Raw genomic sequence first — 25116 nt, 5'->3', positions numbered from 1 at the left:
CCCTGCTCCCCTGCTCCCCTGCCCCCAATCCCCAATCTTATGGTTCAAAGTCGCTCTAGTCCAGCTGTAAGCATTCAATTAACGCCAATGCAAATTCCTGAAGCTTTACCTGTAGCAGGTTTAGCATTTGCAAATGCAGAAAACATCGATGTAGCTGGACGTAGTTTACTCTTGCATCCTGGACATCCCAGCGAGATGATTGTGCAAGTACAAAACTTGGAACAACGTCCTTTGCGGGTAAGCTTAAGCGTTGAGGGAAACTTTCCAACTGAGTGGTGTCAGATTGGTACAGAAGGCAGTGAGATACCGCCTCGTGGACAAATGGATGCTGTTCTCTACTTCTCAATTCCCGACACATTTTTTGAAGACCAAGAAGCGATTTCTCGTGGAAAAAAAGACAAACTAACACTCAATTTTCGTAGCCTAATTACTCTACACATAGACTCAGGCACAGACAACGAACAAATCGAGAGAAGCGAGTATTTCGATTTATACATCCGTCCCTACACTGCCTACATGGAATTCTTGCCAATTTTGTATCGGGAAGTAGACTTCATTGGTCGCTTCATGAAAATATTTGAGCAAGCTTTTCAACCAATAGTTGATAGTTACAACGTCATGTGGGCAAACCTCGATCCCTTGACAGCACCGCAAGCACTACTACCTTTTATGGCTCATTGGGTTGCTTGGCAAGTAGATTCTGTTTGGGATCTCCAGCAACAACGGCGTTTAATTCGCCGAGCCGTAGAACTCTATCGCTGGCGAGGAACTCGTAAAGGATTGCGTCTTTACTTGCATCTTTATACTGGTTTACCGCTAGACGAACATTTATCCAATGAAGCTGATAAACATATTAGTATTACAGAACCTTTTGGGCCAAGTTTTATTATCGGAGATGCACAACTAGGAAATGCAGTTTTAGCCGGTGGACAACCATATCATTTTATAGTGCGTTTGCGTTCAAATATTTCTAGTGGCATCATCAACGAGCAACTTATTGAAAGAATCATAGAACAAGAAAAACCTGCTTTTTGCACATACGAATTATCTATCAAAAATCCATCTAATTAAATAATTCGTAATTAAGTAAAATTTAATCCAAAATCTAAAATCCAAAATTGCTATGTCCCATCCTTTCCCACCTCCACCAATTAAATCCTTAGAACGCCTGCAAGCCGCAGATGGCTTACTAATCAATGCGGAACGTTGGCGCACAGCCCATGAATATCACCGTAATCGGCAAAATGCTCAATATCAAAGTTTAAATCAACCAGGAATTGTCTGCGGTTTAGGCGTGCGAGATGTGACCGCCCCAAGCCAAGTAGAAGCTAGATATCGAGATGGACGTTGGGTACAAATTCAACCTGGGATTGCAATTGATTTAGCAGGTAATCTAATTGTTGTACCAACTTCTTATGATTTTCCCATCGATCTAGAAGTAGTAAGTTCTGAAACGCTCATGATTTACTTAGTAGTTAGCTATGTAGACCCTGATGAATTGCGGCGCGGACAGCAAAGAGATATTGTTCAAGAAACTTATCGAATTGACCAAATAAACTCTACACCAGCTAGTTCAGAAATAGAAATATGTCGAATACTTCTGCAACCAGGACATACTGACATTACCCAACCTGCGGATGCTTTCTTTCCTGGATATAACAATATTGATTTGCGCTATCGTCGTCAGGCACAAATGCGTCCTCAAGCACTTGTATGTATGGCGCAGGCGACTCATAGCGATCCTGAATGTGCGCGTAATTTTTTCAGCCTTTCATATTTATTACAAGCAGTAGAACCCCTGTACCCAAGTTTGCGAGGGGCTGATGAACCAGGTCAGGTTTCTTTAGCAGAAAACATCCAAGACTATGACATCCTTTATCTAACAGGTGGACAGGCTATATCTTTAAATAGTCTCGAATTTGAATCTCTAAAAAATTACTTAAATTTAGGTGGTGTGCTTCTAGTTGATGCACCAACAAATGGTAATGCTTTGATTGAAAGTACTCAAGCTTTGGCACAACAATTAGAGAGTCCTTTAAGACCTTTAGAAGAATTGCAACGGAGTCATCCTTTAAGGACAAAACCTTTCTTATTTGCTGCTTTACCAATGGTTAATCAACAACAGATTAAACTTTTAATTGGTGGAGGAATTATTTTAGTAATTGGTGATTTAGCAACGGCTTGGGGACTGGATAGAGATTTGAGTTTACCCAGATTAACTATTCGTACAGCTCAGGAATTAGGGATTAATATTCTTCACTATGCTTGGAAGCGGCGACAGTTAATTGGGTTGCAACAAGAAGATAATTCCGGGCAGTGGTGAAAGCCAAGTTAGTAAGCTAGATATTGCTGTTCAAACCCAAGACTCTAAAGCGAAAGGGCGAATCTGGTGAATACGTTGGAAATCATTGTCCGTTGAGACTACTGTGAGGTTGTAGTGAATTGCAGTAGCTGCTATCCAAAGGTCGTTATCCCCAAAGCCCAAAGTCTGTATGTTGAATTTTCGTCGCTCGGCTTTCTCTTTAGGGCCAAATGCGTTGACAAGTGTACCTTTGAGATCGCCGTAAATGTCTGAGATTGGTAGATTAATGGGGTAAAGGTCGATAGTGTTTAGAAAAGCCTTAATCCGTTCGAGGTTGGCGGCTTTTTGTTCAGATTTGGCTGCCATATAAAGTAGTTCTCCACAGACAATGACACTGGTGCCAACGCCCGTTTCGCTATGGGCTTGTAGCTGTTGGATGAGATTGGGTTCACCGAAGATGATGCGACTACAGTGATTAGTGTCAAGCAGATACATCAGAATTCAGCCTGCGAGCGGGTGTCATAAACAGACTGGAGACATTTTTCAAAGTCCTCACCTTGCCAGGTACCAGCAAATTTCAGCAAATCTTTAGCTTTGGAGCCACGCAGTATTGGTTCGCCATCTTGGATAATGGCACTTGCTGGTTTAACACCAGAGCGATTTTTTCTGGTTTTGAGATATTCGAGATAGTCGAGAGTTTCCTCTAGAATCGATTCTGGAGCGGTTTCGATCGCAGCAATGAGTTGTTCCTTAATAGTAGTCATGGGGGGACTGAAAGATTGATTATGGATATTTTAATTCTGCATTATTTCCCACCATTATTTCTGAAACCAAAGATAGCGATACCTGCGGTGGTAACAAAGTTTGCGTTGCTCTGAGATTTGTCGTACCCCTAGTGCCAAAATATTTTGAGCAATTTCCACACTACAATATCAAGTTGGAATTATTGAGTTTGGTTGTTTGCGATCGCACTATTATTTTTGTCGTGTTCCAGTTCTCTCATTAGAGAATCCAAACCACTAGTATTGTTTCCACTTTGGGCAAATAAAGACCGAATTTTATTAATTATCGTACTCATACTATTGGAGAAAAACCTACCGAGATTATTAACAAAGTTTTTCAGTTTCTCAAAAACCGTAACCTCTACAGTAGAATACTTATTGACAATTGGATATACAATTTTTCCTTTTTCTGTTTGATAGTATTCTTGTTCAGGCATCAACATTGATGTGAGTGGTTGCACCTGTTTTGCCATATCAGCTTCGGTTCGTTTATTGCTGAGGAATAAAACATCATAAATTTTTCCATTCCAGCTAGCCCAATAATGGTTTTGAAAAAACCATCGTTTCCCGTCATCACAATTGGGCTTTTTACCTTGATATGGCGTAGCTCCAGCTTCACTCAAAAAAGGTTTGGCGATACTTTCAATTGTAATTTTTTCAATGCCAAAATACTCTTCTGCAACTTTTTTAAAAGCACGGGCTAATGTCTGACAATCTCCTTCTGGAGAGCCTTTTAATAGAGTTTCTGGACTCTTACTCACCATTGTGTATTGAAATTGGATATTTACAAAGTTTTTGAAAAGTTGTTCCAGTATTTTATCTTGTGGTAATGTGTCATCTATACCATTTACTAGAGTTTTGGCTAGCGAATATTCTTGTAAAAATTTTTGTTTTTTATCTGCTGAGTTATTTACTGCTAATATTTCTTCAGACTTTGCTTGTTCGTTCTTATTAGCTGGTATCGTCTGCTGTGCGTCCTGGTTTTGCAGAGGAGATCGATTAATTTGGTTGACTACAGAAGTAGCAACACTTTCCGCCTCTTGCTCATATCGATCTCCTGATTGACCAATAGTCAGTTTTGGCTGTATTTCTCCTATTGACAGACTATCAGCACGTTTTATAGCCATTTTGCTCAGGTTATGACCAAACTGCGAAGAGTGTTCCTTGCCTTGCTGCAAAGACTCATTCATCTTTGTTTGCAAGACAGTGAGTCGCTCTTGTCCCTCTGGCGTGATAGTGCCATGCTTGGCTTGTATTTGGAGTTTCGTTGCCTCAAACTGATATTGTTGAAATTTCTGATTTTCTACCTTTGCCTGTACTATAGGCTTGTTGGAGCCAAGTTGAGAGCGAGTAGTGAATAAATACGATTGCAACTGACTTTGCTCTGACGAATAAGCGGATGAGTCAGCTTTTTTGTGGATTTGTAGCCGTTCTTTCATCGCTAGTTTCAAAAGTCAATAGTGGTTAATCTATATATTATGTCACTTACTTAAAGCTCCCCGGCTTATTTAAGAAGTTGGGCATCTAATTGTTTACGAATAATTTAGATGGCGATAATTTCTACCGAATTAAGAACGCCGTACATTTAAGCAACACCATTCTTTGCGTTTCCACAGGGTAGCGACAACCCAGCCATTTTCTTCTAAAGCGTCAGCAACAGCTTTAGATTGTTCTAGTAAAATACCACTGAAGATCGCCCAAGTTTCAGGTTTAGCGATCGCACTCATTTCTGGAATTAATTCAATAATTACATGAGCCAAAATATTGCAAACGATACCATCTACTGGATTTTCGACTAGTTTTGTCAAAACGTCTACACTTCCCAGTGCAGGTAGTAAACGTTCTGGGTTAATATCATTCAGCGCACCATTACTGATAGTTGATTGCACCGCCAAAGGGTCATTATCTACTGCATAGACTTTCTCAGCACCCAGTAGCAGTGCCCCAATGGAAAGGATACCAGAACCACAGCCAATATCCGCAATTACCAAATGTTTATGTTTGCCACTATTACCCACAAAGGACTGCGGAACTCCACTTAGCCGCATTTCCAGGGATTCCAAACATAGCTGAGTAGTGGCATGGTTGCCTGTACCAAATGCTACACCAGGATCGAGACGAATTACTAACCGTTCCGTTGTTTCAGGTAATGGTAGCCAAGCGGGGTTAATTAAAAAGCGATCGCCTATTTCTTGTGGATGCCAATATTGTTTCCAGCTAGTCGCCCAATCTTCCTCATCAATTAACTGCCATTGCAGTGAAGGAGATGAAAGCCCTACACAGAGGGCATCTTGACGCAGCCATAGCGATAGCGCTGCCAAATCTAAAAGCTGTGTTTGAATTGTCGGCAGATAAGCCCTGACTAAAGATGAATTTCCTTTGTTTTCACTAGCCGTACCACGACAGCCAAAATCTTCCAGTCGCCAAAAGATCGTATCTTCTAGGTCTGGTTCGCATAAAATCTGTATTTCCCACCAGGTGTTTGCCATCTTTGAGTGCTGAGTGCTGAGTGGTGAGTACTGAGTTATAAGTTTGAGAGTTAGGAATTAGGAGTTTTTAACTTTTAACTCCTCACTATTCACTCCTAACTTTTCTTTACTCAGCACTCAGCACTCATAGTGTTACTGTATACGCGTCCCGAATACCAGGGACTTTTATAATCTCATCCAAAATGCCCTCTGGTAAAGGGTCATCTATACTCAGAGCCATTACGGCATCACCACGGACGATTTTACGACCTACTTGCATACTGGCAATATTCACATTAAAACTGCCGAGTAGGGAACCAAGTTTGCCGATAATCCCTGGCATATCGCGGTGCAGGGTAAACAACATATATTTGCTGGGTGGGACGTTAATCGGGAAACCGTCAACGTCGGTGAGGTGGATTTCCCGCTCACCCAACAAAGCACCTGTGACAGAATGAGTACCTAAAGTACCCGTGGCTTCTAGATGCAGTGTGCCGGCATAGTCTCGAATGGAAGCATCGCGAGTTTCAATTACCCGAATTCCGCGTTCTTTGGCTTCTATGTTGGCATTTACGTAATTTACTCGTTCCCGCAAAGCTTGGTAAAGTAGTCCTTTGAGGGCAGCGACGATCAAAGGCTGACTTTTGTTGGTTGCGAGTTCCCCTTGCAGTCGAATATTGAGTACTTCCACCCTTCCACCAGCTAGCTGTCCTACCAGATTACCTAGAGTTTCTGCTAGTTGCATATAGGGTTTGAGTTCTTCCAACACATCGGGGCCGAGTCCAGGAATGTTGACGGCTGAACGTGCTGGTAGTCCTAAAAGGACATCGCGAATTTGTTCGGCAACATCAATGGCCACATTCACTTGAGCTTCTGCGGTAGAGGCTCCCAAGTGGGGAGTGAGGATGATTTCTTTACCTAGCGATCGCAATTCAGATTCACCCAGTGGTTCTGACTCGAACACATCCAAGGCTGCACCACCGATTTTACCCGCTTTCAGAGCTGCTGCTAAAGCTACTTCATCAATGATCCCACCACGAGCACAATTGATAATCCGCGCTGTGGGTTTCATCTTTGCCAAGGTTGTGGCATTGATTAAGTGGGTAGTTTCTGGGGTTTTCGGGATGTGGAGGGTGATATAGTCTGCTTGCTGGAAGAGTAAATCTAGCTCCACCAACTGACAGCCAATTTGTTCGGCTCGTTCTGTAGAAATAAAAGGGTCATAAGCTAGGAGTTTCATCCCCATTGTCCTAGCTACAGCGGCAACATGGGAGCCAATTTTACCCAAACCGACAACGCCGAGAGTTTTTTTGTAGACTTCCGCACCAACAAAGCTATTGCGATCCCACGCACCACGTTTCACCGAAGCGTTAGCATCGGGGATGTGGCGAGACAAAGCCAAAATCATCGCTAGCGCGTGTTCGGCGGCGGCAATTGTGTTTCCCTCTGGAGAATTGACTACCACAATTCCTCGGCGTGTGGCAGCAGGAACATCCACATTATCCACACCCACACCAGCACGCCCGATGATTTTTAGCTGGGTGCCGGCATCAATGATTTCTTGAGTGACACGCGTACCAGAGCGAATCATCAGCGCGTCATACTCACCAATAATTGCGATCAGTTCCGCTGGTTTTAGACCTAGTTTGACATCAACAGTTGCAACTTGCGAAAGAATGTCAATTCCAGCTTGGTCAATCGAATCAGAGACAAGAACCTTAGACATGATTACTTCATTTAAAGCTACAGGTTTTGCTGCACAAGACTTTTTAGTTTAGTCTTTATCCGTCGCAATTCAGCAAAAATTATTAGTTTGAATATCAACTTAACCTTTACTTACACTACGTGCTGATAGTATCAAAGCGTGAATTGCTCCTGATGGGCACTGCCTTCTAAGTTTTGGAACATAAGTTAGCTGTTTGCACCACCCTGTCGCTAAATATAAAGCATGAATAGCACTAAGCACCGATATATTTATTAATAGTTAAGAGTTACCAAAATTTTATCGGCTGAAGCAACATCCTTGGTGGGGTATAAACGCTTGTATGCTTGACTGGGAAGCAACTTTAGCTAAAGCAATGCTATACACAACCAGGAAACGAGCTAGTAACTAATATATCTGTCGAATCTCGTCTGTTTCTCAATACCACAAGTGGTATCCCTTAGTCAAAGCAAAACATTGGATCGTCAAGATAATCGGATTATAACAGTTAGAATTTAAGCATCAAATAAATTTTATTGCTCATGATTCCGGCAGATTTAAGATTGTTTAGTAGTTAAAAACTATCAATTAGTGTCAGTCGAGTACTTAATATACAGTAGTCAACTAGTAATTTGTCAAGCTAATTTCGAGAGTTTGTAGTAAGCACTTTAGTGCTTAAAAAACTAGAGCTAAAGTTCTGACTACGAACTCGTTTATGTCTCGTGATTAATGAGACAGACTACTAACGTCCAGATATTGCTATGTCAATGGCTTAGTTTTTAGGCAGTCGGCGCGCTTTGCACGTCATTGCTTATGTCAGTTGCGTAAGTCCTGTACTAATGACATTGCAAGGGGAGAAATCGCTATAATTCTGTTGAGCCAAATATCCTTTGAGTTTTGGGAAAACCAGCCATGTTAGAGTACAGCTTGCCAAGGTACTTGCCCTCAGCCGAGGAACTACCAGACTCTGATGAAACGCCTGTGGATAATGAACTGCAAGAATTGATACCAGGCTTGTTAAAGGCGATCTTGTTGATGCTTTGGTCAGAGCGCATGGACTGGTTATTTGCGATAGATATGGGTATTTATTATCACCCTGATAAACCGCCAATTGTGCCAGATGGGTTTTTGAGCTTAGGAGTAGAGCGGTTTTATGATGAGGAACTGCGTCCTAGTTATGTGCTGTGGGATGAAAACGTTGTACCGATTTTCATCCTAGAAGTAGTTTCCCAAAATTATCGTAAGGAATATACTATTAAACTGGATGAATATGAGGCTTTGGGTGTACTTTATTACGTGATTTATTCCTCTCGCCGTCGTCGCAAACCGCATCTGGAAGTACATAAGTTAGTTAATGGTAAGTATGAATTGCAAGAGGGAAACCCCGTTTGGCTACCAGAAATTGGACTGGGAATTGGGTGCGAAAGGGGAAATTATTGCGGCGTAACGCGGGAATGGATGTATTGGTATGATGAGCAAGGACAACGCTATCTCACGCCCGCAGAACAAGTAAAACAAGAAACACTACGCGCTCAACAAGAAGCGCAACGCGCCCAACAAGAAGCGCAACGCGCCGATGTTGCAGAACAACGGGTTCAACAGTTGGCGGAACAATTAAGAGCGCTGGGAATAGATCCAGATAATCTGGCCTAACTGAAATATTTTGCAATATTTTCAACAAAACCTAATTTTTAGGTTTTAATAATTTCTGCTGCTTCCATTGCTGCAACTGTAGCGTATCCTGCGATCGCTAGCATCATCGAAATGAAAGGCTTGCTAGCCAAAAAAATTGAGCGACGCTGCCATAGCTGTAAACGCAACAGTAGTTGAGATGATTACAGTAATGCTCAGAATAACAAAGTAGAGGTTGTACTGAAAAAGCATGTGACAAAGGATTTAAAAGATGATCTCAACCTTATGGGACAAGTTTGAGGAAGTCATGATGTTTCAGGAATTTTTATAATCACTTGAAAGTGGTTAAATTACAGCAGAATTTGAAATCCTGCATAATTACAGAAAAACTATTGCTTTTTAGGAATAACGTTCCTGATTCCACTTTTAGCAAAGACAGTATCACCTTTGTAGCGAGGGATGATATGAATACCGACGTGCATAATATTTTGACCAGCAGCACGATTGATGTTCATTCCTACATTAAAACCATCAGGTTCAAATTCTGCTTTGATAATTTCTTGGACTTTGTTCGCCATAAACCAGCAAGCATATTGCTCTTTTAATGGAAGTTCAAAATAATTGCTAACATGACGTTTGGGAATAACTAAAACATGACCTTGACTTATTGGATAGCCATCAAAAATAGCATAAGCAGTTGCTGATTCCGTTAATAATTTTAGATTTTTGTGAGGATTGCAAAATATACAATAATTAGATGAATTTCGCTGATGATTATAATGAACATATTCATATAGCTCCCGATGCTCATCTAAGCAAATTGAAGTAAAGGGAAGTTTTACAAGACATTGATAGGTAGGTTTTTTGTGGACATAATGTTCTCTAAACCCTTCTCTTTTGATATCCCTTCTCACAGCATAATAAGCTTTACCTCCTGGTTTTAATAAGTGTGATACTTCCATAAGAACATTAGTTTGTTCTTCAGTGAATAAAACATTTAAAACATAGGAACAAATTATTATATCAAATTTAGTATCAGGATATTCTGGAAAATAATAAGGGTCATAGCCTGTAATATCACAACCTTTCTGGCGCAATATTTTAACATCATTACCAAAGCCACAACCAAAGTCTAGTATTTTGCCTTGGAGAAGATTTTGATTTAATAAAAACTGTGCCGGAAATGATAGATAACTTCTCTCGATCGCAGTAAGATGGCTGAATTGATTTTTTTGCTGTTTCATAGAATTTTGGTGCTGATGTCCCAAAATTATTATTCCCAGCATTTGTTGAGGTTATGCGATGTCTACGATGGGCTATGACGCTCGCAGACTCGCTACCGCTACGCTATCGGCGTCGCATCAGGGTCAATACCTAGCTCACGTAACTTAGCAGCTAATATATCAGCACGTTGGCGTTCCTGTTCAGCACGTTGGCGTTCTTGTTCAGCACGTTGGCGTTCCTGTTGGGCTTGTTCGCTGCTCCACAACAGCAAATTTCCTTCTCTATCCCACCAGCGCAGCCAATTCATGGTTTGACATAATCTTTCACCTTGCCAAATTCCGAGAAATAACTCTAACTCAGGAATCCAAAAGCGTCCATTCGTGTCTGCTTGCTGCAAAGTATATTGTCCATTTTGCAAGCACCGTAGTTCTATGCTTGGTTCGTAAGGGTCGTAGGTTACGTAGGTTGGAACTTGGAGAATCTTTTCGTAATAATAGAGTTTACCGTAGGGCGGAGTTGAGCGGACTGATAATTCTCCACCTTCTGTATCTGAGAGAAATTCCATCACTACAGCTACAGCAGCGCCTTCTAAATTTGGGGTATAGCTGCGACGAACTACATTTGTTCCCACAGACTGCACTTGAGGGACATAAAACCAGTCTGGTGCTTTGACAACGATTTTTTTGTTGACTGTGGCTACAAGTCCAAAATTAGAGCCAATCAGCATCTGGGGTTGGATGCGTCCTGTGCTTCCCAAGGCATCGGTAAGCGCAGCAGCGATCGCAGGTTGTTGAATATTTTCCACTGGATCGTCAGGTAAAATGAAGTCGGCTGGAAGTGCTTCCCAAGTAACAATTGGTTCTTTTTGGATGGGGTTAACTTGTAGAACCATAAAATTACTCCTAATATCCATGCACAGTATATAGTTATTTTTAACAAATCTTCAGGTAGCATAGAGGTGCGATCGCAGCATATAAATTCAGATAATCTTAAGTTTTGGATGAATAGACTCGCACTGCCTAAAAACCCAGAAATCTAGAAAGATTTCTCAGACTGGTGTATATACTCGTAGTCAAGCACTTAGCAGACGTGAGTATTATGCTGGAATGGTTTATTGGCTGGATAGCAAGCAATGCCTTTCTGCATCGGAAATTTTTAGAATATTTCTGTGCTTGGGAGTTTGTCTGGCAGTTTGAGAAGGAAGGCAGTATTTCAATTGAGGATCTCAAAACTGAAGTTTTTGGCAAACATTGGCAAGATGAAACTTGGCATGAGGTATTGCTGCTAATTGCAGGAATGATTGATGCGAAATTTGTTGGTGAAATTATTAATCACTTAATGGTGCAAGATTGTGAGGAGAAAAAATTTATCAACTTGTTTTTAGCGGCTAAGTGTCTTGCAGAGGTGAGAAATCGGTCGGTAATTGTGTCAGTGGCTAATAAATTATTTGGCAAGGTAAAAGACTTAACAAAATATGACCTCTGGTATTATTACACCTATGACAAAGCAGAAGAAACTAAGCTAGTTCAGGAAGTTCGCATTCAAGCAGTTGTAACAATCGCCGCAATTTGGAAAGATAACCGTGATGCCTTACACTGCCTTAAAGACCTCATTACTGCTGATAATAAAAACTATGTCAGATGTGCAGCCATCGAAGCATTAGCCAGCAATTTCAAAGATCGCCCAGACACCCGCTCGTTTCTCAAAGACCTCACTACTGCTGATAATAAAAACTATGTCAGATGTGCAGCCATCGAAGCATTAGCCAGCAATTTCAAAGATAACCCAGACACCCGCTCATTCCTCAAAGACCTCACCACTGCTAATGATGGAAATGTGCGGCGTGCAGCGAATAAAGCATTACTCAGCAATTTCAAAGATGACCCGGACACCCACTCGTTTCTCAAAGACCTCACCACTGCTGCTAATGAAAATGTGCGGTGTGCAGCCATCGAAGCATTAGTCAGCAATTTCAAAGATGACCCAGACACCCACTCGTTTCTCAAAGACCTTACCACTGCTGCTAATGAAAATGTGCGGCGTACAGCCATCGAAGCATTAGTCAGCAATTTCAAAGATGACCCAGACACCCACTCGATTCTCAAAGACTGCGCCACTGCTGATAATGAAAATGTGCGGCGTACAGCCATCGAAGCATTAGTCAGCAATTTCAAAGATGACCTAGACACCCGCTCGATTCTCAAAGAACGCGCCACTGCTGATAATCAAAGTTCTGTGCGGCGTACAGCCATCGAAGCATTAGTCAGCAATTTCCCAGATGACCCGGACACCCGCTCGATTCTCAAAGAACGCGCCACTGCTGATAAGTCTGAGTATGAGGGACGTGCAGTCATCGAAGCATTAGCCAGCAATTTTCCAGATGACCCGGACACCCGCTCGATTCTCAAAGACTGCGCCACTGCTGATAAATCTGATTATGTGCGGCGTGCAGCCATCAAAGCATTAGCCAGCAATTTCCCAGATGACCCAGACACCTGCTCGATTCTCAAAGACCGTGCCACTGCTGATAATGAAGGGTATGTGCGACGTGCAGCCATCGAAGTATTAGCCAGCAATTTTAAAGATGACCCGGACACCCACTCGATTCTCAAAGACCGTGCCACTGCTGATAATGAAGGGTATGTGCGACGTGCAGCCATCGAAGTATTAGCCAGCAATTTTAAAGATGACCCGGACACCCGCTCGATTCTCAAAGACTGCGCCACTGCTGATAATGAAGGGTATGTGCGACGTGCAGCCATCGAAGTATTAGCTAGCAATTTCAAAGATGACCCGGACACCCACTCGATTCTCAAAGACCGTGCCACTGCTGATAATGAAGGGTATGTGCGACGTGCAGCCATCGAAGTATTAGCCAGCAATTTCAAAGATGACCCGGACACCCACTCGATTCTCAAAGACCTCGCCACTGCTGATAATCAATGGAATGTGCGAAGTGTAGCCATCGAAGCATTAGCCAGCAATTTCAAAGATGACCCGGACACCCGCTCGATTCTCAAAGACCGCGCCACTGCTGATAATCAATGGAATATGCGAAGTGCAGCAATCCAAGCATTAGCCAAACACTTCAGATATCAGCCTGAGTTGTTTGAGATTTACTACAACTGCGCTGTCAATGACCCCTTTGAGCGTAAGCGAGACTATAAGACTAATCCTCGACGAATTGCACTAGAGATAATTATCAAGCAATTTCCTCAGCATCCCCAGACTTTACCACTGTTGCGCGACAAAGCAGCGAATGACCCAGATGAGCAAGTGCGAGAGTTTGCTCAAGAGAAGTTGGCAGAATTAGAGAAGTAAAAGAGTTTCAAAAATATGAACAACATAGATGTTCGTAATTCGTAATTCGTAATTCGTAATTCGTAATTATGTTTCAGAAGAATGAAATATACAATCGTTATTCAGTGGTCTGATGAAGATGAGTGTTTTGTTGTGAGTCTTCCTGAATGGGGAGAGTTTTGTCATACTCACGGGGATACTTACGAAGAAGCTTTCAAAAATGCTCAAGAAGTTTTAGAAATGCTGATTGAATCATCTTTGGCTGACGGTCAACTTCTACCTGAGCCAAAAACACTAGAAAAGTCTTTAAAATAATTCGTAATTCGTAATTCGTAATTCGTAATTTTTCAAATTAGAGAAGCATACGGCGATGCCTTCACAGTAGGCATCGCGGATTTTAGATTTAATCTAATCTAAAATCCCAAATCGAGTTACCGATTCACCGCCGCTGCTTCTCTTGCTGCTGCTGCTTGATCTGGGTGGATACCCAAACGGGTGAGATTAATGCGACCTTTGTTATCAATTTCGCGCACTTTGATAATCACTTCATCGCCCACCGCTACTTCATCCTCAACTTTGCCAACGCGGTAGTCAGCTAGTTGTGAGATGTGAATCATGCCTTCTTTTCCAGGCAGAAATTCCACAAATGCACCTATCGGTATAATCCGAGTAATGCGTCCTGCGTAGACATCCCCTTCATGCAACTTGCGGGTCATGCCTTGGATGATATTTCTGGCTCTCTTGGCCTTGTTCTCATCCACAGCGGAAATTGTCACGGTGCCATCATCTTCGATGTCAATTTTTGCACCAGTTTCCTCTGTGATCCCCTTAATAGTCTTACCTCCAGGCCCGATGACCAAACCAATCATGTCTGAATCAATCTTGATGGTTAACAGACGTGGAGCATAAGGTGAGGTTTCAGTCCTTGGTGTGTCAATGCAGGCGAGCATTTTCTCCAGAATGTGCAACCGGGCTGCTTTGGCTTGGTGGACGGCTTGGGCTATAACCTCCAAAGACAAACCGGAGATTTTCATATCCATCTGCAAGGCGGTAATCCCGGTATCCGTCCCGGCAACTTTAAAGTCCATGTCGCCCAAAAAGTCTTCAATGCCTTGGATGTCGGTCAGGACTCGTACTTCGTCCCCTTCTTTAATCAGACCCATTGCCGCGCCACTGACGGGTTTGAGAATTGGTACACCAGCATCCATCAGGGCGAGGGTGGAACCGCAGACTGAACCCATTGAGGTGGAACCGTTAGAAGAAAGTACTTCCGATACGATGCGAATCACGTAGGGAAATTGTTCTTTGGACGGTAACACAGGTATTATCGCTCGCTCTGCTAATGCCCCGTGACCAATTTCGCGCCTTCCTGGGGCCCGCATTGGCTTGGTTTCACCGACTGAGAAGGGAGGGAAGTTGTAATGATGCAGATAACGCTTGTGCTGATCCAGCTGCATGTCATCGTTGAGGTTTTGAGCATCCCCAGGTGTACCTAAGGTACAAGTGGATAATACCTGAGTTAGTTCTCGGTTAAATAAACCGCTGCCGTGGACTCGCTTTGGTAAGACATCAACTAAACAAGAAACCTGACGCACTTGATCGAGTTTACGACCATCAACGCGGACGTTATCTTCGATAATTTGTCGCCGCATGAAGTGTTTGGTAATATCTTTAAAAGTGTTACCAAGTGCCTTCTTATTTGCAGTTGCAGCAACTCGAATTGGGTCTTCTTCTGGCAGTTCGGTAATCGTCGCGGCAATTTCATCCTTGACGACATCTAAAGCTGCATCGCGTTGGGGTTTGGTGAAACTAAATTGAGACAGGATTTTCTTAATTTCGCCGCTGGCGCGATCGCGGATATAATTTTCTAGGGTTTGGTCTACTTCTGGTGGTGCTTCTTGCACTATTACTAGACCCAGTTCTGCAATTAAATCTTGCTGCGCTTTGATTAAGTCCCGCACTGCTTCATAACCAAAGTCAATCGCTTCGAGAATATCTCGCTCTGGCAACTGATTGGCTCCCGCTTCCACCATGATCACACCATGTGGTGAACCTGCTACTACCAGATCCAAATCTCCAGCTTCAGTTTCTGCATAAGTGGGGTTAATAATGAAATCATCTCCCACTAAACCAACCCGCACTGCTGCCATTGGCCCATTAAAAGGAATCTGGGCAATCAGGGTAGCGATAGAAGCGCCTGTAACTGCTAACACATCGGGTGGAACTAACTCGTCCATCGATAGCGTTAAGGCAATAATTTGCAGGTCATCCCGTAACCATGAGGGGAACAAGGGACGCATGGGACGGTCTATAAGACGGCTGGTGAGAATTGTTTTTTCTGGTGGACGACCTTCGCGCCGCATGATCCCGCCGGGAATCCTACCTGCGGCATATAGCCTTTCTTCATAATCTACAGTAAGGGGAAGAAAATCAATGCCTTCTCTGGCTTGCGATCGCGTAGCCGTCACTAAAACGGATGTGTCCCCTGATTCTATCAAAACCGACCCACCAGCCTGGGGAGCTAATAGGCCTACTTTCAGTCGAATATCCCTTCCATCGAAGGATATTGACTTATCAACTTCTGCCATTCAGTTTTTTTTCCTTCTCTTTCGCTATTCTCTTTCTGTGGCAATCCTAACATTTATGCCTTATGGCTGACTTGGGTTACATACAAAGATAAACAAGTCGTTCAACACGTGTGATACAAGATTAGCGCGTCTACTACCTGCCCATTCTCTAGCTTCGCCGCGCCTGGAATTCGCCCAATAATCTCAAATCCTAACGACTGCCAAAGTGTAATTGAAGGTATATTAGTCTCAAAGACCAAATTAAACATTACTGCTTCGTAGCCCAGGTTTGTTGCGATCGAAAGCATAGCCTCTCCCATGAACCGTCCTAAACCCTGACCGCGTAACTCAGGTTGTACAATAAAACCAGCGTTGCAAATATGGCTACACCGACCGGGAAAGTTTGGCTTTAAATAAAACGCCCCTAATATTTCTTTTGGCTTGTGTGTAGGATCTATAACAGATGTCCTGACAACAAAGGCATCCTTGCTTAACCAGTAAGCTGAAAATTCTGTAGGAGAGAGAGGTTGCTTTTGGGGATAAGTTTTACCTTCAATAATTACAACATTGAGTAATGCTCTTACACCCTCTTGTTCTTGAGGATGCATATAATCCAGTTCCACTAACATCCCATTTTTTAAGACTTTAATTAGGGGAAAATTCATTATTAACAGTGTTTATGTGGATTAATTACTGAAATATTTATTATATGAGAATTTTGGACAATAAATCTTCTTGAGAAGATGCAAAAAGTAGAATAATTGTGATTTTAATTCTAGAGTTTTGGGAAAATCTGAGTAGTTAGCAAATGGCGATTTTACACTGTAATTGGTTACTAAAAAATCAAAATGGTTGTTTATTTATTTGGGGGGAAACTTGGCGATCGCCACGAGTGAATTTCGAGTCTAATGGATCTGGAGATATCCCAGTACATCCATTGGCAATGACATCAGTTGAGTTGAGTGAGTGGTTGCGTTCCCAGAACATGGCAATTACCAACTTCATTCAAAAACCTCAAGTTGGGATGCCTGCGACGGGCAAAGCGATCGCAACTACTGGGCGATCGCGCAAAGCCGCCAGTGCGCCTGAGATCGGTTTACCAACGCACTCTCAAATCATTGCCCTACCAACTTATATAGAAGGTAGTGATAAAGAAACAACAGCGATTTTCCCTGTACATTCTGCTAGCTTGGGGGAAAATGCAGACTCTCCGCAATATTTGCAACCGTGGCGAGTTGAAGGTTTTTGTCTCAACGCCAGCGAAGCAGTAAAATTTCTCGCCGCGATTCCCTTAAATGCTGCTAAAGGGGAAGATGCTTTTTTGGGTGGAGATTTACGCTTTTGGTCGCAGGTTGCCCGATGGAGTTTAGATTTAATCTCCCGATGTAAGTTTTTACCAACAATTGACCGACAATTAGCTGGTGCATTTTCTGCCAAATGGCGAGTACTTCTAGATAGTGCTGTAGATGGAACCCGCCTAGAAAGATTTTCTGGAAATATACCGTTGGTTTGTCGCACTTATCAAGAGGAAGTGGGGACTGCGGAGGAGTTTTCCCAATCCCGATTTTATGTAGACTTTCCCACAGAACCTCAAGAATTACTTTTGGGATTTCTCAACAGTACGATAGATGCCCAAGTGAGAGAAATGGTAGGTTCTCAACCTCCAATTGAAGCTAAAGCGATCGCATCTTTACCATCTGGGGTGCGACAGTGGTTGCCAGCCTTAACTAGTGGATCTGGTACAGTTAATGCAGATGCACTTGAAGTGGAACGACTGGAAGCGGCATTGAAGGCTTGGACTATGCCGCTACAATACCAATTAACTCTTAAAAGTCTATTTCGTACCTGTTTTCAACTGCGTTCTCCAGAGTCTGGCGAAACAGATTGGACATTGGCGTATTTTTTGCAAGCAGCTGACGATCCTGAGTTTTTAGTGGATGCAGCAACTATTTGGAACAATCCAGTTGAACAATTGGTTTATGAAAATCGCACAATTGACCAACCACAAGAAACATTTTTGCGAGGTTTGGGGGTAGCTTCCCGTTTATATCCAACAATAGCAGCCAGTTTTGAAACCGAATATCCCCAATTTTCTCGTCTCACCCCCATCCAAGCTTATGAGTTTATCAAAGCTGTAGCTTGGAGATTGGAAGACAGTGGTTTAGGAGTAATTTTGCCTCCCAGCTTGGCGAACCGCGAAGGATGGGCGAACCGTTTAGGTTTAAAAATTACAGCCGAAACCCCAAAGAAAAAGCAGGGACGTTTAGGCTTGCAGAGTCTACTAAATTTCCAATGGCAATTGGCAATTGGCGGACAGACCATTTCCAAAGCCGAGTTTGATAAACTGGTGGCTTTAAATAGTCCGCTAGTAGAAATTAACGGCGAGTGGGTGGAATTGCGCCCCCAAGATATCAAGACAGCCCAAACATTTTTTACCACTCGCAAAGACCAAATGGCACTTTCCCTGGAAGATGCCTTGCGTTTCAGTACAGGCGATACTCAAGTAATTGAAAAATTACCAGTGGTCAGCTTTGATGCATCTGGGGCATTGCAAGAGTTGATTGGGGCGTTAACAAATAATCAAGCGATCGCACCTTTGCCCACACCAGCAGCCTTTAAAGGACAGTTGCGACCTTATCAAGAACGTGGCGCTGCTTGGCTGTCCTTCTTGGAACGTTGGGGCTTAGGCGCGTGTCTAGCAGACGATATGGGATTAGGTAAATGCGTAGCAAATGATACTTTAGTAAATGTAAATGGACTGTTACGCACAGCCGAGACAATTTGGGCAATTCATGCTGGAGAAACAGAGTTTGACGGCGAAGGATTTTGGGCTAACCCCACAGAGGAATTAGTAGTTAATTCCATAGATGAAAAAACTGGCAAAATTGTCCAAGCTAATGTAAGGCGGTTGTATCGGCAGCAAGTCCGCGAGAAATTACGAAAAGTCACGCTAGAAGACGGTAGCAATATCACTATCACTCATCGTCACAAGCTTCTAACAAGTAAAGGTTGGACAAATAACTTACAGGTAGGTGATTACGTTTGTGTCCCAGGTAAAACGCTCTGGAATGGAAAACCACAAGACCCTGATTTAGTCAAGTTTCTTGCTTGGCAGATTGCTGAAGGGCATGAACTACCCGATGTGGGAAGAGTCACAATATCCCAAAAAGATACCAGAGTATTAGACGATTTACTCCAGACTTGCCAACGCATTCAAAAGCGCTATAACCTCAAAATTAATAGCCCTAATATCTCTATCTTCCCTAACAGAGTTTCTGCTCTTCGAGTTAATAGCCAAGCCTATCGGCGATTCTTAGAAGCTAAAGGTTATGTTTGGGGTAAACTATCGGCAGAAAAATCTATTCCGCCATTCATTATGCAGGCAGACTTAGATAGTGTGCGGATATTTTTACAAAATTATTTTGATGCTGAATCTGCTGTTGTTTTGAGTATGGGGAGTATTGAAATTGCTACAGCTTCAGCTTTACTAATTCAGCAACTTTCGGCACTACTGCGTCGTTTCGGTATTTGGTTGCGAATATCGCCCAAACTGAAGTGTGCCACTAATGGAACTCGTACTTTACGCACTTACTATATTGGTGTAATTGGAGGGAATTCTGCCCGCAGATTTATCCAAGAAATTGGTTTTAATAACTCAGAAAAAAAGAGCAAATTAGAACGAATTTGTCAACTAGTCAGCAACACAAATATTGAAGGAATTCCTGCTTCTGATATGGTTGCCCAAACAGTCATAGCAACGGGACTTCCATTGCGGCATTTTGGGATGCACAACACTGTTTATATTAATGGTTCACAGCAATTTTCTAGAGATAGTTTACAGCGAGTAATAGCTGGGATGAGCCGTATGATTAGTGGAGAAGCCCAAGAACAATATCAGCTATTAAAACCTTCCAAGTGGACAACTCAAACTTTGTCAGCATATAGCAACCTAGATGTAGAACAGTTGAGCTTAACAAGACAGTCTTTGCAATGTCTTCTCGACCAAGAGGTATTTTATTGCAGGATAGAATCAATAGAGGACATAGATTATGATGGATGGGTTTATGACTTTGAAGTTAGCGAACACCATAATTTTGTCGCTAACAATATTATTTGCCATAACACTGTCCAATTCATTGCTTTTCTGCTGCACTTGAAAGAACAAGATGCACTAGAAAATCCAACACTGCTAGTTTGTCCAACTTCGGTTTTAGGCAACTGGGAAAGAGAAGTCAATAAATTTGCACCCAGCCTGAAAATTTTGCAATATCACGGTGACAAACGTCCAAAAGGAAAAGCGTTTTTAGAAGCCGTAAAAAAACATGATTTAATCGTTACCAGCTACTCACTTCTGTATCGAGATATCAAGTCATTGCAAAGTGTATCTTGGCAGATAATTGTTTTAGATGAAGCCCAGAATGTGAAAAACCCAGAGGCGAAGCAGTCAAAAGCAGTGCGGGAATTAGAAGCGACATTTCGTATTGCGTTAACGGGGACACCGGTAGAAAATAGACTGCAAGAACTATGGTCTATTTTAGATTTTCTCAATCCTGGGTATTTAGGCAATAAGCAATTTTTCCAGAGGCGGTTTGCCATGCCAATTGAAAAGTATGGTGATACCGCTTCTTTGACTCAGTTACGTTCATTAGTTCAACCATTTATACTGCGGCGATTGAAAAGCGATCGCGACATCATTCAAGATTTGCCAGATAAGCAAGAAATGACCGTATTTTGCGGTTTAACTGGCGAACAAGCTGCACTTTATCAACAAATTGTCGAACAATCTTTAGTAGAAATAGAATCTGCTGAAGGATTGCAACGTCGGGGGATGATTTTAGCTTTGTTAATTAAACTCAAACAAATCTGCAATCACCCAGCCCAATATTTGAAAGAAGCGACATTAGAGCAACATAATTCAGCCAAACTTCTGCGCTTAGAAGAAATGTTAGAAGAAGTTTTAGCAGAAAGTGATAGAGCTTTAATCTTTACACAATTTGCTGAGTGGGGTAAATTACTTAAACCCTATTTAGAAAAACAGCTTGGGCGAGAAATATTCTTTTTATATGGCAGCACCAGTAAAAAACAACGTGAGGAAATGATCGACCGTTTCCAACACGATCCTCAAGGGCCACCGATTATGATTCTTTCTCTGAAAGCGGGTGGTGTCGGGCTGAATTTAACACGAGCCAATCATGTATTCCACTTTGATAGATGGTGGAACCCAGCTGTAGAAAATCAAGCCACAGATAGAGTATTTCGGATTGGTCAAACCCGGAATGTACAAGTACATAAATTTGTCTGCACAGGCACTTTAGAAGAAAAAATTCATGACATGATCGAAAGTAAGAAACAACTAGCTGAACAAGTTGTTGGTGCTGGTGAAGAATGGTTAACTGAACTGGATACAGACCAACTTCGCAACTTACTAATACTCGATCGCAGCGCAGTAATTGACGAGGATGAAGGATGAAACTTAATGTAGACGAGTTAAATTCAGCACGTCAACATTTACTTAAAAAAGTCGTTGATTATTTCATAGTGAAGAAAGGTGTTGAGGCTTTATTCGTTCAAGGATCTATAGCATCAGGGACAACGGATGAATTCTCTGATATTGATTTTAGAGTTGTTGTTCAACCAGAATTATACGAGCAATTTATTGATGAGCGTTTTTCTGCTCCTAAATACTGGGGAGAATGGCTATACAACGAGTGGCCAGCAGGAATTCGATGGGTTTGCGTCTCTCACTTCCATCCATTCAATAAAATTGATGTCCTTTACTACCAGCCAGAGAATCTTCAGCCCTCCCCTTGGTACTTACAACCTGTTCAAGTTATTTACGATCCTAAAAAGTTAATACACCAAGTTATTGAAGCTTCTTCTGGCTTAGAGTTTACACTAGATGTTGATGAGGTGAATCGACTGATCGGCAAAGGGCTAGCACAAGCCGAGGAAGTATATCGTCGAGTCATGCGTGGAGAACTTTTCTATGCACAATCACTGCTGGACAATTTTCGCGGAAGCATGATGCAAATTGACGATTATTTCCTCAAAAATCCTTCTTCCATGTCTCCATCTGCTCACTTTGAACAGCGCGGCAGTCAGATGTTAATTGAGGTTCTAAAACACTCCTACCCTTCCCTAGATCAGACATCTATTCTTAATGCATTGAACGCTTTACTCAATAGATATCAATACCAAGTAATGAACCTTCACGACATGCTGCGGTTAAATCGAGATGCAAAAAATGATTTGCATTGGATTAATACACTCATTAATTTATCTGAGGGTAATTTTAAGTTTTGAAGAAACACTTGTAGCGGTATAGTCTTATTTCTATTATTTGATTTATAAATTCATAATTAATGACTGAATTTCAATATTATCCAATAATTTTAAAGGTAAAATCATGACTAATTACACATTACAAGCAAGTCGAGAATGGTGGTCACAACAATGGCTAGACTTGCTAGATTCCTATCGCTTTAAAAAACGTTTAGAACGTGCGAGAAACTATGCTCGTCAAGGAAATGTTTTGAGCATCGAATTTAAAGGTGCAAAAGTATTGGCTAAGGTGCAAGGCAGTGAAGTAGAACCCTATAAAGTTTCCCTTTCCCTTGAACCATTTACCGATGAACAGTGGGGTTATGTAATTGAAACCATGTCACAAAGAGCAATTTTTGCTGCCAAGCTACTAGCAGGAGAAATGCCACAAAATATAGAAGAAGTCTTCACAGCTAATGGTCTTTCGATATTTCCATTTACCCTTGGTGACGTTCACAGTAAATGCTCTTGTCCTGATAAAGCAAATCCTTGTAAACACATTGGTGCGATATACTATCAGTTAGGCGATCGCTTCAGTGAAGACCCCTTTGTACTATTTCAATTACGCGGACGTTCCAAAGAGCAAATTATCAGCGATTTGCGTAAATTACGTAGTGCCAAGATTGAACCCAATACTACAGAAACGCCTGATGTTCAACAGTCAATTACTAATAACAAATACTCAGTAAAAATTGACTCTTTCTGGCAATACAATGAGCCACTAGAGTCATCTTTAGTAGTGATTGTACCGTCTAGCAGCGAGACGATATTAGATGTATTGGGAGCGATTCCCCTAGCAAAGGAAGAGGAAAACGCAGTAAATTCAACTTCGAGTGATGTGGTAATGAAATATTTGAATACTGTTTACAGAGATGTAAGCCAGAAGGCTGTTTTAGCAGCGATGAATGTAGGAGGAAGTTGATAATAATTCGTAATTCGTAATTATGAATTAAATTGACTGGAATATTCTCGCCTTAAAACTCTATCCCTTTATTGGTAGGTATTTACCAATTCTGAATTCTGACTCCTGACTCCTGACTCCTGATTTATTGTCCAAACTCAAGCCTAGCCTGTTCTACCAAATCAGCAGTCACAACATCTTGGCCTGCTTCACGAGCCAGCTGTTCAATTCTGGCTTTAGCTTGAGAGCGGACAAAAAAGGGAATATTTTGTAACTTTTCCTTAGCTTCAGATGTCCATCGCAAAGCATCAATAAAATTGGAATCGTTCATAGATTAGTTACCTTGGCAAGTCGCTCACTTTAATTAATAGATTACTAATTTTCCTATAAAAAAAGCCCTTGCTTTTATGCAAGAGCTTTTAAATTAATTGTCAGTGATGAAATAAACTTTACAACCTAATCTAGGTCGTCCATAAACATCACTGGCTCAGTATCACGGTTAATTCCTTTCTCAAAACCACCAGCCGCAGCCCGTGCGCGACCAGCGTGCCACAAGTGACCAACTAGGAAGAAGAATGCTAGTACGAAGTGAGAAGTCGCCAACCAAGCGCGAGGAGATACGTAGTTGAAGGAGTTAATTTCGGTAGCCACACCACCTACGGAGTTCAAAGAACCCAGAGGAGCGTGGGTCATGTATTCAGCAGCGCGACGAGCTTGCCAAGGCTGAATATCATTCTTGATTTTTTCCAAGTCAAGACCATTAGGACCACGTAGAGGCTCCAACCAAGGGCCGCGGAAATCCCAGAAACGCATGGTTTCACCACCAAAGATGATTTCACCAGTTGGAGAGCGCATCAGGTATTTACCTAGACCAGTAGGGCCTTGGGCAGAACCGACGTTAGCACCCAAGCGTTGGTCACGAATCAAGAAGGTCAAAGCCTGAGCTTGAGAAGCTTCTGGACCGGTAGGACCAAAGAACTCGCTTGGATAAACAGTGTTGTTGAACCAAACAAAGATTGAGGCAATGAAGCCCATCAGAGAAAGAGCGCCCAAGCTGTAGGAGAGGTAAGCCTCACCAGACCAGATGGATGCACGACGCGACCAAGCAAAAGGCTTGGTAAGAATGTGGAAAATACCACCAGAAATTAAGATAAAGGCAACCCAGATGTGACCACCGACCACATCTTCTAAGTTATTGACGCTGACAATCCAGCCTTCGCCGCCAAAGGGAGACTTGATTACATAGCCGAAGATAACTGCTGGGTTCAATGTCGGATTGGTAATAATCCGAACATCACCACCACCTGGTGCCCAGGTGTCATACAACCCACCAAAGAACATTGCCTTTAACACTAAAAGCAATGCACCGAATCCCAAAATAATCAAATGGAATCCGATGATGTTGGTCATCTTGTTCTTGTCTTTCCAGTCGTAACCAAAGAAAGAAGAATATTCTTCTAAGGTTTCTGGACCGCGAACGGCATGATAGATACCGCCAAAGCCAAGGACGGCTGAGGAAATTAGGTGGAGTACACCGACAACAAAGTAGGGGAAAGTATCGATAACTTCACCACCAGCACCAACACCCCAGCCCTGAGTGGCGAGGTGAGGTAACAGGATCAAGCCCTGCTCGTACATGGGCTTTTCAGGAATGAAGTGAGCGACTTCAAACAAAGTCATCGCTCCAGCCCAAAATACAATCAAACCAGAATGGGCAACGTGAGCACCCAGTAGTTTGCCAGATAAGTTGATTAAACGTGCGTTACCAGACCACCAGGCAAACCCGGTGGATTCTTGGTCGCGTCCAGCGCCGCCTAAGATATTTGGTCTATTAGAGAGCGTTACCACGTGGTAATACCTCCTCAGGGAATACAAATTGTTCGTGGGGTTGATCTTGAGGAGCCATCCAAGCGCGGA

The 25116-nt window shown here is 42.3% G+C and carries 20 protein-coding genes and 1 pseudogene; 8 read left to right on the top strand and 13 right to left on the bottom strand.

The window, feature by feature from the left end; translation table 11 throughout:
• Positions 1 to 39: 39 nt before the first annotated feature.
• Positions 40 to 1071 (top strand): phage tail protein, encoded by a 1032-nt coding sequence (locus RMZ42_RS09970; RefSeq protein WP_322671274.1) that lies wholly within the window; start codon positions 40 to 42, stop codon positions 1069 to 1071.
• A 52-nt stretch (positions 1072 to 1123) separates the two neighbouring features.
• The gene (locus RMZ42_RS09965) at positions 1124 to 2323 is read left to right on the top strand and encodes a DUF4159 domain-containing protein (protein ID WP_322671273.1); all 1200 of its coding nucleotides are present in this window, start codon (positions 1124 to 1126) and stop codon (positions 2321 to 2323) included.
• Positions 2324 to 2353: 30 nt separating this feature from the next.
• Here RMZ42_RS09965 and RMZ42_RS09960 read toward each other — a convergent pair whose 3' ends face one another.
• The 5 genes from RMZ42_RS09960 to serA all read right to left on the bottom strand — a co-directional run bounded on the left by RMZ42_RS09960 (position 2354) and on the right by serA (position 7278).
• Positions 2354 to 2797, bottom strand: a complete 444-nt coding sequence (locus tag RMZ42_RS09960) for a type II toxin-antitoxin system VapC family toxin (protein WP_322671272.1) — start codon at positions 2795 to 2797, stop codon at positions 2354 to 2356.
• A complete protein-coding gene (locus RMZ42_RS09955) occupies positions 2797 to 3066 on the bottom strand; it encodes a hypothetical protein (RefSeq protein ID WP_322664900.1) in 270 nt (89 codons plus the stop codon). The genes RMZ42_RS09960 and RMZ42_RS09955 overlap by 1 nt, the downstream gene beginning before the upstream one ends.
• A 179-nt stretch (positions 3067 to 3245) precedes the next feature.
• Positions 3246 to 4523 (bottom strand): hypothetical protein, encoded by a 1278-nt coding sequence (locus RMZ42_RS09950; protein WP_322671271.1) that lies wholly within the window; start codon positions 4521 to 4523, stop codon positions 3246 to 3248.
• A gap of 129 nt (positions 4524 to 4652) precedes the next feature.
• Positions 4653 to 5573 carry a 50S ribosomal protein L11 methyltransferase gene (gene prmA, locus RMZ42_RS09945; RefSeq protein WP_322671270.1) on the bottom strand — a complete coding sequence of 307 codons (921 nt, stop codon included), beginning with the start codon at positions 5571 to 5573 and terminating at the stop codon, positions 4653 to 4655.
• Positions 5574 to 5697: 124 nt separating this feature from the next.
• Complete coding sequence (serA, locus tag RMZ42_RS09940; protein WP_322671269.1) at positions 5698 to 7278, bottom strand: phosphoglycerate dehydrogenase; 1581 nt, start codon at positions 7276 to 7278, stop codon at positions 5698 to 5700.
• 888 nt (positions 7279 to 8166) lie between these two features.
• Between serA and RMZ42_RS09935 the strand changes: the two genes are divergently transcribed.
• A complete protein-coding gene (locus tag RMZ42_RS09935; RefSeq protein WP_322671268.1) occupies positions 8167 to 8907 on the top strand; it encodes a Uma2 family endonuclease in 741 nt (246 codons plus the stop codon).
• 38 nt (positions 8908 to 8945) lie between these two features.
• Here RMZ42_RS09935 and RMZ42_RS09930 read toward each other — a convergent pair whose 3' ends face one another.
• The 3 genes from RMZ42_RS09930 to RMZ42_RS09920 form a co-directional block, all read right to left on the bottom strand.
• Positions 8946 to 9074, bottom strand: coding sequence for a hypothetical protein (locus RMZ42_RS09930; protein WP_322671267.1), 129 nt, complete (start codon positions 9072 to 9074; stop codon positions 8946 to 8948).
• A gap of 201 nt (positions 9075 to 9275) precedes the next feature.
• Complete coding sequence (locus RMZ42_RS09925; protein ID WP_322671266.1) at positions 9276 to 10130, bottom strand: bifunctional class I SAM-dependent methyltransferase/HIT family protein; 855 nt, start codon at positions 10128 to 10130, stop codon at positions 9276 to 9278.
• Between the two features lie 98 nt (positions 10131 to 10228).
• The gene (locus tag RMZ42_RS09920) at positions 10229 to 11002 is read right to left on the bottom strand and encodes a Uma2 family endonuclease (protein WP_322671265.1); all 774 of its coding nucleotides are present in this window, start codon (positions 11000 to 11002) and stop codon (positions 10229 to 10231) included.
• A 206-nt stretch (positions 11003 to 11208) separates the two neighbouring features.
• Here RMZ42_RS09920 and RMZ42_RS09915 point away from each other — a divergent pair, with 206 nt between their 5' ends.
• Both RMZ42_RS09915 and RMZ42_RS09910 read left to right on the top strand, forming a co-directional pair.
• Positions 11209 to 13431, top strand: a complete 2223-nt coding sequence (locus tag RMZ42_RS09915; RefSeq protein WP_322671264.1) for a HEAT repeat domain-containing protein — start codon at positions 11209 to 11211, stop codon at positions 13429 to 13431.
• 81 nt (positions 13432 to 13512) lie between these two features.
• The gene (locus RMZ42_RS09910) at positions 13513 to 13725 is read left to right on the top strand and encodes a type II toxin-antitoxin system HicB family antitoxin (protein ID WP_322671263.1); all 213 of its coding nucleotides are present in this window, start codon (positions 13513 to 13515) and stop codon (positions 13723 to 13725) included.
• A gap of 116 nt (positions 13726 to 13841) precedes the next feature.
• On the opposite strand, the gene RMZ42_RS09905 is transcribed toward RMZ42_RS09910, so the two are convergent.
• Together RMZ42_RS09905 and RMZ42_RS09900 are read right to left on the bottom strand one after the other, a co-directional pair.
• Positions 13842 to 15998: a polyribonucleotide nucleotidyltransferase gene (locus RMZ42_RS09905; protein WP_322671262.1), complete on the bottom strand. Its 2157-nt coding sequence runs from the start codon at positions 15996 to 15998 to the stop codon at positions 13842 to 13844.
• 101 nt (positions 15999 to 16099) lie between these two features.
• Entirely contained in the window at positions 16100 to 16642 is a 543-nt protein-coding gene (locus RMZ42_RS09900; RefSeq protein ID WP_322671261.1) for an N-acetyltransferase, read from the bottom strand.
• A 143-nt stretch (positions 16643 to 16785) separates the two neighbouring features.
• Here RMZ42_RS09900 and RMZ42_RS09895 point away from each other — a divergent pair, with 143 nt between their 5' ends.
• The 3 genes from RMZ42_RS09895 (at position 16786) to RMZ42_RS09885 (ending at position 23220) form a co-directional block, all read left to right on the top strand.
• Complete coding sequence (locus tag RMZ42_RS09895) at positions 16786 to 21447, top strand: SNF2-related protein (RefSeq protein ID WP_322671260.1); 4662 nt, start codon at positions 16786 to 16788, stop codon at positions 21445 to 21447.
• On the top strand, positions 21444 to 22280 hold the full coding sequence (locus RMZ42_RS09890) for a nucleotidyltransferase domain-containing protein (RefSeq protein ID WP_322671259.1): 837 nt from the start codon (positions 21444 to 21446) through the stop codon (positions 22278 to 22280). The genes RMZ42_RS09895 and RMZ42_RS09890 overlap by 4 nt, the downstream gene beginning before the upstream one ends.
• A gap of 103 nt (positions 22281 to 22383) precedes the next feature.
• Entirely contained in the window at positions 22384 to 23220 is an 837-nt protein-coding gene (locus RMZ42_RS09885; protein WP_322671258.1) for an SWIM zinc finger family protein, read from the top strand.
• Positions 23221 to 23344: 124 nt separating this feature from the next.
• On the opposite strand, the gene RMZ42_RS09880 is transcribed toward RMZ42_RS09885, so the two are convergent.
• The 3 genes and pseudogenes from RMZ42_RS09880 to RMZ42_RS09870 all read right to left on the bottom strand — a co-directional run.
• Complete coding sequence (locus RMZ42_RS09880; RefSeq protein ID WP_322671257.1) at positions 23345 to 23530, bottom strand: PCP reductase family protein; 186 nt, start codon at positions 23528 to 23530, stop codon at positions 23345 to 23347.
• 125 nt (positions 23531 to 23655) lie between these two features.
• The gene (gene psbC, locus RMZ42_RS09875; RefSeq protein ID WP_322671256.1) at positions 23656 to 25047 is read right to left on the bottom strand and encodes a photosystem II reaction center protein CP43; all 1392 of its coding nucleotides are present in this window, start codon (positions 25045 to 25047) and stop codon (positions 23656 to 23658) included.
• Positions 25031 to 25116, bottom strand: a pseudogene (locus tag RMZ42_RS09870) (photosystem II protein D2); the annotation flags it as partial. The pseudogene RMZ42_RS09870 and the gene psbC, both read right to left, overlap by 17 nt.

Origin of the sequence: Nostoc sp. DedQUE05, assembly GCF_034530955.1 — a bacterium.
Classification (GTDB): Bacteria; Cyanobacteriota; Cyanobacteriia; order Cyanobacteriales; family Nostocaceae; genus Nostoc.
Note: the sequence above shows the minus strand (reverse complement) of the source record. Positions and strands in the feature narration are given on the sequence as shown.